15 protein-coding genes, 1 CRISPR repeat array and 1 riboswitch are annotated in these 16679 nt (G+C 34.8%); of the genes, 12 read left to right on the top strand and 3 right to left on the bottom strand.

Features of this window, described 5'->3' with window-relative positions; genetic code table 11:
• The first annotated feature begins 2 nt into the window (after positions 1-2).
• The 3 genes from cas2 (at position 3) to BN1372_RS02800 (ending at position 4275) form a co-directional block, all read left to right on the top strand.
• Complete coding sequence (gene cas2, locus BN1372_RS02810) at positions 3-311, top strand: CRISPR-associated endonuclease Cas2 (RefSeq protein ID WP_062197341.1); 309 nt, start codon at positions 3-5, stop codon at positions 309-311.
• Positions 312-322: 11 nt separating this feature from the next.
• Entirely contained in the window at positions 323-1348 is a 1026-nt protein-coding gene (locus BN1372_RS02805; RefSeq protein ID WP_062197340.1) for a hypothetical protein, read from the top strand.
• Between the two features lie 15 nt (positions 1349-1363).
• Positions 1364-3248: direct repeats of the CRISPR family, unit length 36 nt; unit sequence GTTTTAGTACTCTGTTATTTTAGGTATGAATGAGAC.
• Between the two features lie 340 nt (positions 3249-3588).
• Positions 3589-4275, top strand: coding sequence for a YknW family membrane protein (locus BN1372_RS02800; protein WP_062197339.1), 687 nt, complete (start codon positions 3589-3591; stop codon positions 4273-4275).
• A 19-nt stretch (positions 4276-4294) separates the two neighbouring features.
• Here the strand turns inward: BN1372_RS02800 and BN1372_RS02795 are convergent, their stop codons facing one another.
• The gene (locus BN1372_RS02795) at positions 4295-4492 is read right to left on the bottom strand and encodes a hypothetical protein (RefSeq protein ID WP_062197338.1); all 198 of its coding nucleotides are present in this window, start codon (positions 4490-4492) and stop codon (positions 4295-4297) included.
• A 181-nt stretch (positions 4493-4673) separates the two neighbouring features.
• Between BN1372_RS02795 and BN1372_RS02790 the strand changes: the two genes are divergently transcribed.
• The 6 genes from BN1372_RS02790 (at position 4674) to BN1372_RS02765 (ending at position 11195) form a co-directional block, all read left to right on the top strand.
• Positions 4674-5129 carry a hypothetical protein gene (locus tag BN1372_RS02790; RefSeq protein ID WP_062197337.1) on the top strand — a complete coding sequence of 152 codons (456 nt, stop codon included), beginning with the start codon at positions 4674-4676 and terminating at the stop codon, positions 5127-5129.
• Positions 5130-5283: 154 nt separating this feature from the next.
• Positions 5284-5970 (top strand): response regulator transcription factor, encoded by a 687-nt coding sequence (locus tag BN1372_RS02785; protein ID WP_062197457.1) that lies wholly within the window; start codon positions 5284-5286, stop codon positions 5968-5970.
• A complete protein-coding gene (locus BN1372_RS02780) occupies positions 5967-7037 on the top strand; it encodes a sensor histidine kinase (protein WP_062197336.1) in 1071 nt (356 codons plus the stop codon). Before BN1372_RS02785 ends, BN1372_RS02780 begins: the two co-directional genes overlap by 4 nt.
• Before the next feature lie 80 nt (positions 7038-7117).
• Positions 7118-8590 (top strand): multicopper oxidase family protein, encoded by a 1473-nt coding sequence (locus BN1372_RS02775; protein ID WP_062197335.1) that lies wholly within the window; start codon positions 7118-7120, stop codon positions 8588-8590.
• Positions 8591-8832: 242 nt separating this feature from the next.
• Positions 8833-10557, top strand: a complete 1725-nt coding sequence (locus BN1372_RS02770; protein ID WP_062197334.1) for a putative bifunctional diguanylate cyclase/phosphodiesterase — start codon at positions 8833-8835, stop codon at positions 10555-10557.
• On the top strand, positions 10554-11195 hold the full coding sequence (locus tag BN1372_RS02765; RefSeq protein ID WP_062197333.1) for a nitroreductase family protein: 642 nt from the start codon (positions 10554-10556) through the stop codon (positions 11193-11195). The genes BN1372_RS02770 and BN1372_RS02765 overlap by 4 nt, the downstream gene beginning before the upstream one ends.
• Positions 11196-11608: 413 nt before the next feature.
• Here the strand turns inward: BN1372_RS02765 and BN1372_RS02760 are convergent, their stop codons facing one another.
• Positions 11609-12133 (bottom strand): superoxide dismutase family protein, encoded by a 525-nt coding sequence (locus BN1372_RS02760; protein WP_062197332.1) that lies wholly within the window; start codon positions 12131-12133, stop codon positions 11609-11611.
• A gap of 149 nt (positions 12134-12282) precedes the next feature.
• A riboswitch (cobalamin riboswitch) is annotated at positions 12283-12475 on the top strand.
• A gap of 136 nt (positions 12476-12611) precedes the next feature.
• Here BN1372_RS02760 and metE point away from each other — a divergent pair.
• The 3 genes from metE to BN1372_RS02745 all read left to right on the top strand — a co-directional run bounded on the left by metE (position 12612) and on the right by BN1372_RS02745 (position 15864).
• Complete coding sequence (metE, locus tag BN1372_RS02755) at positions 12612-14885, top strand: 5-methyltetrahydropteroyltriglutamate--homocysteine S-methyltransferase (RefSeq protein ID WP_062197331.1); 2274 nt, start codon at positions 12612-12614, stop codon at positions 14883-14885.
• 41 nt (positions 14886-14926) lie between these two features.
• Positions 14927-15115 carry a hypothetical protein gene (locus tag BN1372_RS02750; protein ID WP_062197330.1) on the top strand — a complete coding sequence of 63 codons (189 nt, stop codon included), beginning with the start codon at positions 14927-14929 and terminating at the stop codon, positions 15113-15115.
• Positions 15116-15393: 278 nt separating this feature from the next.
• Positions 15394-15864 (top strand): HEAT repeat domain-containing protein, encoded by a 471-nt coding sequence (locus tag BN1372_RS02745; protein ID WP_062197329.1) that lies wholly within the window; start codon positions 15394-15396, stop codon positions 15862-15864.
• 15 nt (positions 15865-15879) lie between these two features.
• Here BN1372_RS02745 and BN1372_RS02740 read toward each other — a convergent pair whose 3' ends face one another.
• Positions 15880-16608 carry a GTP cyclohydrolase II gene (locus BN1372_RS02740; protein ID WP_230198784.1) on the bottom strand — a complete coding sequence of 243 codons (729 nt, stop codon included), beginning with the start codon at positions 16606-16608 and terminating at the stop codon, positions 15880-15882.
• Between the last annotated feature and the right edge of the window lie 71 nt (positions 16609-16679).

The raw sequence follows: 16679 nt of genomic DNA, 5'->3' as shown, positions 1-16679 counted from the left end.
TTGTGAGAGTTTTAATAATGTTTGATTTACCTGTTGAAACAAAAGAACAAGTAAGGGCTTATACGACATTTCGCAAGGAATTAATTCAAAATGGTTTTTTAATGCTTCAATATTCTATTTATATGAAATCATGTTTAAATAAAGAAGCAGCTCAATATTCTATTAAGTCAATCAAAAGATTTTTACCTAAAAATGGACATGTGAGAGCTTTGATTATTACTGAGAAACAATATGAAAAAATGATGATTTTAGTTGGGGAAGAGGAAAAAAGTTTTGAAATATTAGGAGATAATCGAACAATAATTTTTTAGGAGTAGATTGAATGAATGAAAAATGGACGGTTCAAATTGATCATGAAAAACGTGTAGATATGAATATATCAAATTATTGTGTAGTATATGATGTCCATAACACAAAAGAAGAGTCTATATTATCTGCTATATTTGAATATTTTCAACCTCGAAGTAAAGTGAAAGATACAGTTTCAATTTATGATCAATTAAATGCAGGAGAAAAGTTATCAACAAAAGCATATCAAGCTTTTTTGATTTCTAATCAAGATGTTATAGAAGAACAAAAACTTGGTAGTAAATCTCTAGTGAAAAATCACATAAAACGTAAGTTATTAAATAATATAGAATCAGAGGGGTATCTTGCAACGATAAATTCGTTAGTAGAAGATTTATTAAAATTGACTAGTTTTGATTTGCCATTGAAATCAAAGAAGTTCACACATGATTTATTTATAAAATTAATTGAAATAGACTTTTTAGAATTATCCCATCTTAAGGATATTGATTATAAAAAAAATATTCATCAATTAGAATGTTTGTTACCAGTTATTTTTCAAGAAACCCATACTTTAAGTCATGGTCAATCTATTTTAATTTATAGGTTTCCTGAAGCGTATTTAAGTGCTAAAGAACAGATGATTTTAAAAAAAGTTTTAGATAAATTTGCTGAAAAGATTAAGATAATCGTGCATACTGAATCTAAGTATTTTCTAGCTGATTCAGTATTTGCTAATAACTATTTTTTTAATAATCAACAAAAAATCACACAGGAATTTATCGGAAATCTAGAATGGAATGCACCTCTTGATTATAGTAGAATGGAATTGGAGAATAGTTTTAAACAAATACTATTTCGATATATTGATAAATTAGAAGTATGTCCTGTTATTTCAAATTACAAACTAGCAGATATTATGTTGTTTGAACCCATTGATATTTATACATGTACAAGTTTTTTGAAGTATTGTGGATATAAGTTTCAGTTAGATTTAGATCGAAATAAACTAAATGAATCAGTTCACGTATATGTTCAAAAACTTTATGAAAATATTTAAATTTTTTCATTAGAGGTTTTAGTACTCTGTTATTTTAGGTATGAATGAGACCCGGTGGAGTTCCTTCTGTTTCGTAAGCCCGTTTTAGTACTCTGTTATTTTAGGTATGAATGAGACCGCCTTAAACGTTCTACACGCTTTCACCACGTTTTAGTACTCTGTTATTTTAGGTATGAATGAGACGTGATGGACTTATTGATAAGCAAATCGCTCGTTTTAGTACTCTGTTATTTTAGGTATGAATGAGACCAAGTAATCTACCGGAACGCCATTGGTGGATGTTTTAGTACTCTGTTATTTTAGGTATGAATGAGACTGATGCAGTATGGATTCCGAGGTATGGAAAGTTTTAGTACTCTGTTATTTTAGGTATGAATGAGACTTTATTGTGATGAGTGTGCTTACGAATTGGGTTTTAGTACTCTGTTATTTTAGGTATGAATGAGACCGCTCGCTTGCTATTAACCTCTTTGTTTGTGTTTTAGTACTCTGTTATTTTAGGTATGAATGAGACAGATATGCTTGTTGGACAGCCTCCTCAGTAGTTTTAGTACTCTGTTATTTTAGGTATGAATGAGACGGCCCGTGCCATCCGCCAGCCGTACCGTAGGTTTTAGTACTCTGTTATTTTAGGTATGAATGAGACGATAAGGGTACGGGAATGAGTGATTATCCTGTTTTAGTACTCTGTTATTTTAGGTATGAATGAGACAGGGCTAAGGTAATTAGATTACACCTTAGTGTTTTAGTACTCTGTTATTTTAGGTATGAATGAGACTTCATAATCTCCTGCATCATTTCCAATTGCGTTTTAGTACTCTGTTATTTTAGGTATGAATGAGACATACTCTAACAAATTACATCCCGACAACATGTTTTAGTACTCTGTTATTTTAGGTATGAATGAGACTCCATTTACCCGTCTCCTTTTTATAAAATAGTTTTAGTACTCTGTTATTTTAGGTATGAATGAGACATCTTTTCTCTGTTCTTGTAGATTGTACAGGTTTTAGTACTCTGTTATTTTAGGTATGAATGAGACAAGGTTGTATTGTACATCGTGGAATTAGATGTTTTAGTACTCTGTTATTTTAGGTATGAATGAGACCGAAGCACACTTTATGTATGGTTTTACTATGTTTTAGTACTCTGTTATTTTAGGTATGAATGAGACAATAATGACATTGTTGTGTTTAGCGACAATGTTTTAGTACTCTGTTATTTTAGGTATGAATGAGACCTTCAAAATCTCTTGATGTTTTGCAATTCGGTTTTAGTACTCTGTTATTTTAGGTATGAATGAGACGAAGCAATTCCAGTTTTGATTGTTACAGCTGTTTTAGTACTCTGTTATTTTAGGTATGAATGAGACTAATTTTACTAACGTTTCCTCTGTTAATTGGTTTTAGTACTCTGTTATTTTAGGTATGAATGAGACACCGGAGTGCCAAAGTCCTCGTGCAACTGTGTTTTAGTACTCTGTTATTTTAGGTATGAATGAGACATATTAAAGGTTATAAAGAAGTGCTAGAGCGTTTTAGTACTCTGTTATTTTAGGTATGAATGAGACTACATAAAAATCGTATAGTTTGTATTTACTGTTTTAGTACTCTGTTATTTTAGGTATGAATGAGACGACACAACGATTAAGAACAACATTCGAACTGTTTTAGTACTCTGTTATTTTAGGTATGAATGAGACATTTGCCACCTAACATGTCGGCGCCGTATAGTTTTAGTACTCTGTTATTTTAGGTATGAATGAGACAAATGGATTAACTAGATCAATCGCAACTGTGTTTTAGTACTCTGTTATTTTAGGTATGAATGAGACGCAAAGGCGCTACAGGAAGAAGTTAAATCGGTTTTAGTACTCTGTTATTTTAGGTATGGCAGAAAAAAGTTTTATCAATAGAACTTTTGATCATAGGTTCTTTCGTAAAATTTCTTGAAATTCGCCTTTTTATTCGTAGATAGAAATATTTACTCTGTTCATCATGAGATTATATTAAAACAATGAAAAATCACAAAAATCTAATACTTATTCTATTTCTTTAATAAAATAGTTAGTGCATTAAAAAAACTTAGTGTTATTTTGGAAAATTTTTCACATGTGAAAATAAATATTTCTAAATAATCATTAGAGTTAAAAAAGGAACCAAGACGAAGACTCAAACGTCTAATAAATAACCCTCTTTTTATACTTAAAACATAAAAAAATAAGAAATGGAGTGATGAAAGTGGAAGAAACAGTGCAAAATAATCCAACTCAAACAGCTAAGCCATCATTGTTTGGAATGATTACGAACCCTGCGGAACAATTTACACGGATGAAAGAGCGACCTACCTTTATCTTAGCGTTAATTTTAGTTAGTGTGTTAACCGCTATTTTTGCAGGTTTACAGGCATATGCAATAACACCAAACATGGGAGAGCTTGGATTATCGGGAGAAAAATTAAAGGTGATACAAGGTATGACCATCGGTGCTGCGGTAATTGGTGGTTTATTAGTTACACCTATCGGTTTTTTAATTGCAGCAGGGGTATATAAATTATGTTTTATGATTGTTGGAAATGATACATCGTTTAAACATATTTTTTCGATGATGGTCCATGTATCGATTATTTCGGTTCTCGGTTTAATCATTAACTCTATTTTAATGTTTGTTCTTAAAGGTGAAGTAACAAGTTACACTAGTTTAGGTGCGTTATTTGATTCAACGACTTTTTTAAGTGGATTTTTATCGAATGTTGAATTTTTTAACATTTGGAGTTTAATTGTGTTAGGCATGGGTTTTCAAATAGTTGGCGGATTAAGCAAAAAGCAAACAGTTATCATTATTTTAATTATTTTCCTTATTGTTTCGTTAATCGGCGGTTTTTCTGCAACTTTTGCAGGCTTAGCGAATACAATGCCTGTGGAATAAAAACGGTGAACAAGCACTCTTAATAGGTAGTGCTTGTTTTTTTATAGTCTTGTCGCTCTCGCTCCAGTGTGGCGATTTGTTTAGTAACGACAGTAGTAAGTTGTTGTTGAAAAGATTTGGAATTCCAGATAACGGACGGTTTCGTTCCGAGAGAACTTGCTATTTCTACAGCTACTTCATAAATATAGTCTTTGATATCTTTTTGTGCATACGCCATGTAGACACACCTTCTTTTTATAAAATGAGAACATATATTCTTATTTTATATCTTCTTCCAACATAAATCAACCATTCCTGTATTTTTTTAATGAAAATAAAATGGACAATGTACGAAGACTATTTTAGCCCATAAGATAATAGCGATATCACGTTCTAATAAGATGCAAGGGGGAATTATTGTGAGTGGAGAATTTGTTCAACCTGTTTTACCCTATCCTTATGTTTATCCGTATGGGTACGTTGCGCCTGTAGAAGAATACCGCCAGCAAGAAGAAGAGGAAGACCGGGCTTTTACACCGAACACGCTTCCTAGAACATGGAACATAAATGCAAATGATTTTATTGGAACATTAGCTATTACAAGGATGGACCGGGCGGGACGTTTTTCTGGTACAGTTTTTGGCAATCAGATGCACGGCTTTTTTGACCAATCAACGCAACAAATTTCCTTTATTCGTATCATTGATCCGAATAATCCACAAGCAACGCAAACGTTTAGTGGTGTTGTCTTTTTTGGAAGGGATTTTGGTGGTCAATCACGGGTGAATGCGATGGCTGGAACATTTTTTGCTTTTTCTGGCGGTGGCGGTACACCTAATCGACATCAAGCTGGTTGGTATGCGACAAGACGTTAATTGTGGGAAAAGAAGAGGAGCGGTAAGCGCTTCTTTTTCTTTTTACATAACGATACGACTAAGAAACTTTTTGCTCATCATAATCTTCTTATCGTATGATGGAGAAAATGGATGATTACTTCATAAAAAAAGAGAAGAGGGTATTGTGAAACGAATGAATAACATTTTGTTAATAGATGATGAGCAGAAAATTAGGGAAGTGTTAGAATCGTACTTTTTAGCTAGTGGTTTTGTTGTTTTTCAAGCTACAAATGGGAAAGAAGCTATGCACATATTAGCACGCGAAACGATTGATGTAATCATTCTTGATTTAATGTTACCAGATACGTCAGGGGAGGAATTGTGTCAACGTATTCGGCTGCATTACTCGACCCCGATTTTGATGTTAACGGCAAAAGTAACAGAAGCTGATAAGTTGCATGGTCTTTCGATTGGAGCGGATGATTATATTGAAAAACCATTTAGCCCAAAAGAAGTAGTGATGAGGGTGAAAGTGATTTTACGTCGAACGAACGATCAATTATTGTTATCAGAAACGATTACTACTGGAAATATTACAATCTATTCTAATGCAAAAGAAGTGTACGTGCATCAAGTACGAATTGATTTTACGCCGAAAGAATACGCATTGTTTGTCTTGTTAGTCAAATATCCGAATCGAGTTTTTTCAAGAGACGAGTTAGTAGAACGAGTGATGGGATTTGATTTTGAAGGCGATGTTCGAGTGATTGATCAACACGTTAAAAATATTCGGAAAAAGATTGCACAATTGGATGATTCGATAGAATATATCGAAACCGTTTATGGGATTGGATATAAATTTGGTGAGGGAAAAAGATGAGCGGATTAAAAAAGAAAATTGCGTTATTTTTTATTTTATTCTCCACCACTTTGTTGTTTTTTGTTAGTGCAATTATCGTGTACAAAGGGCATGTTCATTTTCAAATGTTTAGTGAAGAAGTAGCGAAATATCAAATACCTGATTCGTTAGTCTTTCATGTTGAACAAGCGATTTTGGAATCGATTATTTGGATTGTAATTGTGACGATGATCGTGATTAGTATTATTAGTACGTTACTTGCCAATCTTATTATTAAACCATTGCTCGATATGAAAGATGTTGCACATCAAATGGCACATGGTGCACGAGATGTGAAAATAGGCATTCATCGAAACGATGAACTAGGTGACCTTGCAACTTCTTTAAATAACCTTTCGCAACAGCTTCAATCATTAGAACAAAAAAGGCAGGAAATGACGAAAGATGTTGCTCATGAATTACGAAATCCTTTGGCGACGTTGAAAAGTCATCTGGAAGCATTAGAAGATGGGATCTGGCAACCAACATACGATCGTATTCATAGTTGTACAGAGGAAGTAGAGAGGTTGATTGGACTAGTCAAAGACTTAGAATTATTAAATTCACTAGATACACCAGAGTTTTCGCTAAAAAAGGAAGAAGTGTCTCTTGCGCAAGTTATCCAACAAACTATTAATTTGTTAGAAACAGAGTACCGAAAAAAGAAGGTAACATTAGTAAACCAAATTGAATCAAATCCTATCATTATGGGAGATTCAACGAGGTGTATGCAAATTTTCATGAACATTATGATGAATGCTTTAAAATATACAGAGGCTGGTGGGACGGTACGTGTATTGGCAACGGAAACTGCTACTACTTGCAATGTAACAATTGCAGATACCGGGAAAGGGATACAAAAAGAATCCCTCGAGAAAATATTTGATCGTTTATATAGAGAAGATCAATCGAGAAGTCGAACGACAGGAGGAAGTGGAATCGGCTTAGCCATCGTCAAACGTTTAGTAGAAGCACATGAAGGGGAAATTTATGCAGAAAGTGACGGGAAGTCTGGTACCAATATTCACGTTATTTTTCCACGTACATAAAGGTAGTTTGTTACGTGTTTCTTCATCACTTCTTCACATTTCCTTGCTACACTTCTTTTAGTAAAAGGAGTGGAAAGTGAATGAAAAAGAAACGAGTAGGCTTTGCTTTGTTATCTGTACTTTTTTTGGTTAGTGCATGTTCTAATCCGTCTTTACAAGTAAAGGAACGACCAAATAATCAAGAAGAAATCGAAAATCCTCACGAAGTTATGTATAAGGAAAGGTTTCGATTACACGATTCAACTGGTACGAACGTATTAAAAGTTCCCCGTGTGTTAAAAAGTGATAAAGTGGAAGGGAATGATGTGTATTATACCGTTAGAGCGCAAGAAGGAGAAACATCGATTTTAGAAGGAACGAAAACAAAAACATACGGCTATAACGGTACTTTTTTAGGACCAGTGATTAAAGTAAAAAAAGGCCAACAGGTGCATATTAAAACCATTAATGAATTAAGAGAAGATACAACATTTCATTGGCATGGATTAATTTTGCCTGGAAAAGGTGACGGTGGACCGCATGAAGTAATACGACCGCAAGAAGAAAAAGATATTTCTTTTCGCGTAAACCAAGGCGCGACAACGTTATGGTTTCACCCTCATCCGATGCATAAAACTGGCGAGCAAGTGTATAAAGGATTAGCTGGTTTGCTGATGATTGAAGACGATAAAGAGAAGAAATTGGCACTTCCAAGAGATTACGGCGTAAATGATTATCCAATCATTTTGCAAGATCGTTATTTTACTTCGGATCATCAATTAGATTATTCTGCTGTGAAAAACGAAGATGGTACGGTTGGGAATACATTATTAATCAACGGTACAGTCAATCCTTATGTAGAAGTAAAACCAGAAAAAATTCGGTTTCGCTTTTTAAATGGTTCTAATTTAAGAAATTATCGCCTTACATTAAGTGACAAACGTCATTTTCAACAAATTGCCTCAGATGGTGGGTTGTTAAATCAACCAATAGATCGCTCTTCTATTTTTTTATCGCCTTCTGAAAGAACAGAAGTAGTAGTGGACTTTAGTAGCTATAGAGATGGGGATACGGTGAATCTATTAAACGAAGATGGAGCTGTCGTATTACCAATCAAAATAAAAGGTTCTCCTAAAAAAACACCTGATCTTCCAACACAATTAAATACGGTAGAAAAAGAGACATTTCCGAATAAGGAAGTGACAAAAAAAGTGACGTTAGCTGGGATGGGTCGTATGGTGACGATTAATCAAAAACAATTTGATCCGAATCGAATTGATTTTACACAAAAAGTTGGCGAAGAGGAAATATGGGAGATTTATAATCAACCACATCATATGGGAGGAATGATACATCCTTTCCATATTCACGGCACGCAATTTAGGGTACTTTCGATTAACGGTGAAGAACCACCAGAAAGTGAGCAAGGTTGGAAGGATACAATCGCTGTTCAACCGAACGACCGAGTTAGAATTGCTGTTCGGTTTGAAGAAGAGGGAATTTACATGTTTCATTGTCACATATTAGAACACGAAGACAATGGAATGATGGGGCAAATTGAAGTAACCAAATAGTAAAGGACTACCTTTACTATTTGGTTCTTTTTTTTTAACATTAGGCAATCAATTAACCGTTATCTATCTTATTAATAGGTTTTAAAAACTGTATTAATGGGATATTTTTCTTTAAAATGGTTAAAATATAATTTTTCTATCTATTAATGTGTAGTATAGTATGATTTCTAGGGAATCTAACAAGTAATAAATAATATTTAATACTATTTTACCAGGATATTTTTTAAAAGAAGGTGAAATGATTGAAATCTATCGATCCAATTATGGATATTATAGTGGCGAATCATCAATTTAAAAAAGATTCATTAGATTCTTATATGAACCAATTTTTACATACACTATCGATCATTGAAATAACAATAGGAATAGTAGAAGAAGATCAATTTATCGTTTACAATCTTCATCATGAAGAAGGATTACTTTTACAGAAAGTAAAAGTTACAGAATTAAGTGATTGGGAAGCACAGTTAAAAAATAACTATTATATTGAAGAGCAAAATATTGAAATGAATGAATTTGCAAGAATATATAGTTATTTTGATGAGGAAAAATGGATTGGATTTATTCGTTTTGTACGTAAAGAAAAAGCATGGAAGCTAGAAGAGGCTTATCAACTAATTAAAGATTTTTTTGAAATCTTTTTTTTAGAAAAAACAAAAACAGAGCTTGTTGGGAAGATGAAACAACTAGAATTGAAAGAACCAATGACTAGATTGGGAAATCGGTTGGCATATGTTAACTATTTATCAGAAAAAATAAAAAGCCCGTCGCCATTTAGTTTTCTTCGTATCAAAGTGGATGGTTTAAGAAAAATAAATGATATTGTCGGCTTTACAGTTGGAGATGAAATGTTAAAACGTTTTGCTTATCGACTAGCAGCAATCCAAGGCGTTCAAGCCTTCCGTATAAGCGGTACAGAATTTACGGTTATGATTGAAAACACTTTAGAGGAGCAACACGTTATTCGTAGAGTAATAGAAGCGGCGGAAGAGCCGATTAAATATGTAAGACACCGCTTAAAAGTTGATATTTTTCTCGGTGTGGTTCGGTATCCCGAAAACGGAAGAACGTTAGAGGAATTGGAGTTTAGCGGTATGGTATCGCTAGAACACTCTAAATTGAATGGAAAAAATAAAGTCGGTCATTTCGTAGAAGAATTAAAGCGATTAAGAGAAGAACAAGATTATCTAGAAGACGCATTGGAAAAAGCTATTGATTATGATGAAATTGATGTACATTACCAAGCGCAATTTTCATTAAAAGAAAATAAAATTGTTGGATTAGAAGCACTAGCTAGATGGGAATATAACGGTAAGATGGTTCCACCTTATAAGTTTATTCCTATCGCTGAAGAAACAGGAATGATTTTAGAACTAGGATATAGTGTATTTCGAAAGGTATGTCATTTTCAAAAGGAATTAGAAGAGGCGGGCTATAATGATATTACCATTGCTGTAAATATTTCTGTTGCACAATTAATCGATGAAGACTTTCTTGTTAAAATCGAACATATGGCGGAACAGAATAATATTGACACAAAGAGAATAGAACTAGAAATTACCGAATCCATTAGTTTAGAAGAACAGCAAGGAATTGCTCAAAAAATCGAAACATTAAAAGGAATGGGCTTTAAAATTGTAATGGATGATTTTGGTACAGGTTATGCTTCCATGACGCATTTAAAAAGTGATATTTATCATAAAATTAAAGTAGACCGTTACTTTATTAAAGATATTGGGGTCAATGAAAATGATGATACGAAAGAAAAGGCATTGTTACAATCCATCGTTCAGTTAGTCCAATCGTTAGGAATGCTAGTATTGGTAGAAGGTGTGGAAACAGAGGAACAACTAGATTTGCTAAAAAAAATGGGTTGCGATTATATGCAAGGTTTTCTTTACTCGAAGCCGATAAAGGCGGAAAAAATGCTTCATTTTATACAAGAAAAGGAGAAGGAGAGTTCATGAAAAATTTTCGAAGCATTAAAATAACTAATTTTGCTCGCTTAGTACATGAACGACGTACTGCCATCAATTTTGATGCCAGTGTAACGATTAGCAAAGAAGAAATAAATGAGATTATTGAGTTAGCACGGTATGCGCCTTCCTGTTATAATCTTCAACACGTAACATATAAAGTAATGCTCAGTCGAAATCGACGGGAAGAAGTAAAAAAAGTCTCATATGACCAACATAAAACTGTCACGGCATCAGCTGTAGCGCTAGTATGTTCGAATCCAAATGCATATGAAAATGTAGAAGAAACGATGGCGGAACACCGCCAGTATATGGATGAAGAATCGTTTGCAGAATGGATTCAATCATCGAAACAATTGTATGAGAGTCGTGGTGAATCTTTTAAAAGAGATGAAGCGATTCGGAATGCTTCTTTAGCTGCAATGTTATTCATGTTAGTGGCAAAGGATAAAGGATGGGATACGGCACCAATAATTGGATTCGAAGAAGAAGGGATTCGGAAAATATTTCAAATAGAAGAGCCATTTATTCCTGTTTTGATGATTGCAATTGGCAAACAACCGGAACGGTATAATCGTTTTAAACGACCTCCTCGGAAAAAAGTAGAGGAGATAGTAGAGTATATTTGAACAAAGCTCTTCTTGTTTTCTCTTTCTTTTGTTTAGGTTAGTTGGTAAAGATATAAAACAAATGCCATTTACATATATTTTAAAAGAGTTGCTGGATGAATCCTTTGTTAGTATATCTTTTTTGTGAAAGGGTATAAGGTGGAAAAGTTGATAAATTATATCTAATAGTAAGGGGTGAAACTATTCCTATTGTGGATAAGGATTTTACCGGAAATAGGTAAGTAAAGACACAGGTAAAAAGATAATGCTATGTATGATTGTTTGTGAAAAATAGACTAGAAAATAAAAGAGGGAAAGTGTGAAAATCCAATCGATTGGATTATTCGTAAAATATTATATTAAAATAGAGAATAAGAAGAGGGAGATAATCTAAAGTCTACACTTTTTTAAAAAATATAAAAGCAGAATCCCGCTTACATAAGTGGTTGAATGACACCGCATGCTAACCGCTTGCCAGCATTTCCAGCAGGCTGACTTTTGTAATCATCCGGGCCTTGATGAATAATAATCGATTTTCCGATAATATCGTTTATTTTGAATTTATTTGTAAAAAATCGCATTTGACTATACCCATTGTTTGAAAATAATACTGGGAAATCACCAGCGTGATTGCCATGTGGTTGTTTGGTCGGGTTCCAGTGCCCACCTGCTGCTTGAAAAGGATCTTGTTTGTTCCCGATGGAGCAGTCGCCAAGTTCGTGAATATGGAATCCATGTGGACCGATTTGGGGGCTCTTTTTTGTAGCAGGTTGATACTTTGGTAGACCTGTTACTTCCACATACACTTCTGTTCCATAAGGATGATTGAAAAAAAGAACAATGCCTTGTAAATGAGGTGCGAGTGAGCTAGTGATTAATTTAGCATAGGCTTGATTTTGTCCAGTATGAATAGAGTGTGAAGCACGCATAGATGATACGTAAGGATAATACATATACATTTTCATTCCTCCTACCATTTTCTTTATGCCCATAGTATATGCACCTAATATATAATGGTGTTATTTCAGAATTTTTAAAAAATAATCTTGACAATCTTATTTTCTTCCGATAGAGTTTTATTAAAGTTTGACAAAACTTTTACAACAATCAAATATCGTTGGGAACAGGTACTTTGAATTGACATGATTCAAAGTTTAAAGGGGAATCCGGTGTAAATCCGGAGCGGTCCCGCCACTGTAATAGAAGAGTCATAATCTATACGTCACTGGTATTGTTTACTGGGAAGACCGATTATGATGATGACACTAAGCCAGGATACCTGCCTGTTCTAACAGCACTGTTTGGAAAACCTACGGGAGATAGGGAGGTGTTAAAAATATTGAGTAAATAATCAGGATATTTTTGCCTACTTTTCGTGGTAAAAATATCCTTTTTTATTTTTAGGGAGGAATACGATTTATGGGAGGGGTATAGATAGTGGTACAAACGAGTAATCTTGGTTATCCTCGCATCGGCGATTATCGAGAATGGAAAAAGACGCTCGAGTCCTTTTGGGCAAACGAAATAAATGAAGTGCAATTTCTAAAACAAATGAAAGACATTCGTCTTTATCACTTACAAAAACAAAAAGAAAAACAAGTTGACATTATTCCAGTTGGTGATTTTACATTTTATGATCATGTGTTAGATACAGCGGTTATGTTTGGATTAGTCCCGGATCGATTTCAGTATCAAGGGAATGCAGTATCTTTATCGACATACTTTGCGATAGCGCGTGGCAATCAAGAAGCACAAGCAAGCGAAATGACGAAATGGTTTAATACTAATTACCATTACATCGTGCCGGAATGGTCAGGTCAAATACCGACTTTGACAGAAAATAAACCGTTAAAGGCGTATCTTGAAGCAAAAGAAGAAGTAGGTATAGAAGGAAAACCTGTTTTGCTTGGTCCTTTTACATTTTTAAAATGCTCCAAAGGTTATGAACAAAATCAATTCGAAGATCTATCAAAAGCACTCCTTTCACCATATAAACAGCTTTTATTAGAACTACAAGAAGCCGGAGTAAAATGGGTACAAATCGATGAACCATCGCTCGTAACGAGTATTTCAGACGATGAGATGAAACTAGTCGCACGCATCTATCGTGAATTAACGCAAGAATTACCGAATCTTTCGATTATGTTGCAAACGTATTTCGAAGCGGTTACTCATTATGAAGCAGTGATAGGTTTACCTGTACAAGGAATCGGATTAGACTTTGTCGCAGGGTATGAAGAAAACATGCAAAATGTAGAGAAATTTGGATTTCCAAAGGATAAAGTGCTTGGAGTCGGTATCATAGACGGTAGAAATATTTGGAAGGAAAACTTGCTTTCTGTACAAGTAAAGTTGGAGAAATTATCAGCAATGGTCCCTAGTGAGCGGCAATGGCTTCAACCTTCTTGTAGTTTGCAACATGTACCTGTAAGTGTAAAGTACGAAGATTCGCTTCATCCGTTATTAAAACAAGCACTAGCTTTTGGTGATGAAAAACTTGAAGAACTACAAGAAATAAAACAATTTATGACAGCAGCCGTAAGTGATAAAGAAACGATAATGCAAACTAATCAAGACATTTTCACACAATTAGCATCATCCGAATGGCGCACACCTGTAGATGATAAGCCCGAAGACATACGTACAAAAAGAAGTCTTCCATTCCAGGAAAGACGCGTCGCACAAGAGGAAAAATGGCAATTACCGTTCCTTCCGACGACAACAATCGGAAGCTTTCCACAAACGACAGATATTCGACGTATTCGCAGAAAATGGCGTAACGGAGAATTAGGAGACATGGAGTACGAACAAGTAATCAAGCAAAAAATCAAAGAATGGATCGATATCCAAGAAGAGATTGGATTAGATGTACTTGTTCATGGTGAATTTGAACGAACCGATATGGTTGAATTTTTCGGTGAAAAGTTAGAAGGATTTGCATTTACGAAAAATGGTTGGGTACAATCGTATGGCTCACGTTGCGTAAAACCTCCTCTCATTTACGGAAATGTGAACTTTATTCAACCGATGACCGTAAAAGAAACGGTATATGCACAATCTTTAACGGAAAAGCCAGTCAAAGGAATGATTACAGGACCAGTTACGATATTAAATTGGTCGTTTGTACGAAATGACGTACCTCGCCATGAAGTAGCGTATCAAATCGCAAAAGCACTCATTCAAGAAGTACAAGAATTGGAAAAATTGGGAATTGAAATGATTCAGGTAGATGAACCTGCGTTACGAGAAGGATTACCGCTTAAAGTAGAAAAATGGCAGGAATATTTAACGTGGGCAGTGAGAGCGTTTCGTCTTGCCACATCGGATGTGTTAGACACGACGCAAATTCATACCCATATGTGCTACAGTGAATTCAGGGATATTATCGATGCGATTAAAGCATTAGATGCCGATGTGATTTCGATTGAAACATCACGTAGCCACGGAGAATTAATTTATGACTTTGAACAAAATATTTATGATAAAGGGATTGGCTTAGGTGTTTATGATATTCATAGCCCACGTGTTCCTTCTGAAGAAGAGATGCGTAAAGTCATTCAAAGAGCTTTGTCTGTTCTTCCGAATGATTTATTTTGGGTCAATCCAGATTGCGGGTTGAAAACAAGACGGGAAGAAGAAACGATTTTAGCACTGAAAAACATGGTGCAAGCCGCAAAACAAGTACGGAAAGCACAAACTGTATCCAATTGATATTGTAATCTTCCCATCGTGTAGGGAAGGAGAGGTGAAAAATGAGAAACGAAATTGTCTATTTTTTAACAAATGTTCAGGATGAACTAGTCATGACAAGCGTGATCGAAAACCTCGATTTTCAAGGATTAACAATGTTATTTCATTATTTACAAAGTACGGAAAAACAGACGGAACAAAAGTGGTTGAATGTTTTTCATAAAACGATCGAAAAACGAATTTGCTCGTAAGACAAGTAAATTCAACTATATTCATGTTTTACTACCCTTATGCAAGATGAATAATCCTATAGTTACCATGCCTCGCATGTTTTGCTTCTTTCTTCGAATAATGTGACGGCATTCATTGAGTAAAAAATAAAATGGTGGTCGAGCCTTTCAAATCAATTTGAAAGTGTTCGGCTTTTTTTTTCAAAAAAAAAGGAATAGTCATGGTGTAGTGGAATAGAATGGAATGATATGGTACGTTGTAAAGAGAAAAAAATGATTCAATTGAGCGGAGGTATCCTATGTTTTGGGATAATCAGGAAAGCGAACAAATAATCAAACAATCTGGGGAAAAAGTGATACCGGTGTTAATTGAGTTACTAACAAAGTCAGAGGATGTAGACACGCAAAAAAAAGTGATGACGATTTTAGGGGAGTTTGGCGAAGTGGCAAAAAGTTCGGTTCCTACGTTAATGAATTATTTACACCATGCACAGGAAGAACTTTGTATGACTTCAGCTTTAAGTTTATCGAAAATCGGTTCGACCTCGATTCCTTGTCTAGATGAGATGATACAAAAAACAGAAGGACGTCCTAAGTTTTGGGCTACTTGGGCATGGACACTTTTACATGTAGATAAAAATCCCGACAACAGCTTGCGAATGTTACGGAACATGTATAAGCAAGCAAAAAGTGAATATGAGCAGATTGCGGTAGAGGAAGCGCTCGGGAAAATAATGGCGCAGAAGTTGGCCGTAACGAAAAAGGAGTGAATGATTCACTCCTTTTTAACGTTGTAAATGCCCCGAACGAGCAATTTTTGTTTGAATGTAACGCTCGTTATAGGAGGTTGTTTGGCACCAGACCGGAACGCGTTCTTTAATCGCAACCCCCGCTTGTTGTAGTTGCGTTAATTTATCGGGGTTATTGGTGATTAAATGAATGGGCTTCGAACGTAATGATTGTAAGACGGCAACTGCTTCTTCATATACACGAATATCATCTTGAAATCCTAATGCTTCATTTGCTTCTATGGTATCAAGTCCTTGTTCTTGTAGGAGATAAGCCATCGCTTTATGAAATAAACCAATCCCTCGTCCTTCTTGGTTAGCTAAATAAAAAATGGCACCACATCCTTCTTGAACAATTCGTTCTTTCGCTGCTTGAAATTGTTCACCACAATCGCAACGACGACTACCAAAAACGTCCCCCGTGTGGCAAATACTATGAAAACGAACAAAGGCGTCTTCTTCTTGGGCAAAATCTCCATAAACAAGAACAGACGAAAGTTGTTCGTTTGCTAATGGCTTTTGATAAAGGAAGTTATATACTTCTTCAACCGTTGCAGCGTTGGTAATCAATTCATGGTTCACCCACGTGTACCATGAAAAGAGATAAGTTTTGCCATTAATTTTTAATGGCATTTTCATCGGACCGATTAAACAAAGATGATGATGTTCATCTGAAATCATTTGCATATATGGACGTATTTTGTCCAGTGTCATTTGTTTTAGCAATAAAGGTGCACCTCTTTTTTCTATTTTCTGTATTATACCATAAATCGTAATGATTACGATTTATAAAGATT

The sequence above is a fragment of the Massilibacterium senegalense genome, from assembly GCF_001375675.1.
In the GTDB taxonomy this organism is placed as follows: domain Bacteria; phylum Bacillota; class Bacilli; order Bacillales; family Massilibacteriaceae; genus Massilibacterium; species Massilibacterium senegalense.
This window is presented reverse-complemented; position numbering and strand designations above follow the sequence as displayed.

Excerpts from the sequence above, each read along its gene's own strand:
- BN1372_RS02805 (WP_062197340.1), top strand. The coding sequence starts at position 323 with ATGAATGAAAAATGGACGGTTCAAATTGATCATGAAAAACGTGTAGAT.
- BN1372_RS02795 (WP_062197338.1), bottom strand. The coding sequence starts at position 4,492 with ATGGCGTATGCACAAAAAGATATCAAAGACTATATTTATGAAGTAGCT.
- BN1372_RS02785 (WP_062197457.1), top strand. The coding sequence starts at position 5,284 with ATGAATAACATTTTGTTAATAGATGATGAGCAGAAAATTAGGGAAGTG.
- BN1372_RS02780 (WP_062197336.1), top strand. The coding sequence starts at position 5,967 with ATGAGCGGATTAAAAAAGAAAATTGCGTTATTTTTTATTTTATTCTCC.
- BN1372_RS02775 (WP_062197335.1), top strand. The coding sequence starts at position 7,118 with ATGAAAAAGAAACGAGTAGGCTTTGCTTTGTTATCTGTACTTTTTTTG.
- BN1372_RS02765 (WP_062197333.1), top strand. The coding sequence starts at position 10,554 with ATGAAAAATTTTCGAAGCATTAAAATAACTAATTTTGCTCGCTTAGTA.
- BN1372_RS02760 (WP_062197332.1), bottom strand. The coding sequence starts at position 12,133 with ATGTATATGTATTATCCTTACGTATCATCTATGCGTGCTTCACACTCT.
- BN1372_RS02750 (WP_062197330.1), top strand. The coding sequence starts at position 14,927 with ATGAGAAACGAAATTGTCTATTTTTTAACAAATGTTCAGGATGAACTA.
- BN1372_RS02745 (WP_062197329.1), top strand. The coding sequence starts at position 15,394 with ATGTTTTGGGATAATCAGGAAAGCGAACAAATAATCAAACAATCTGGG.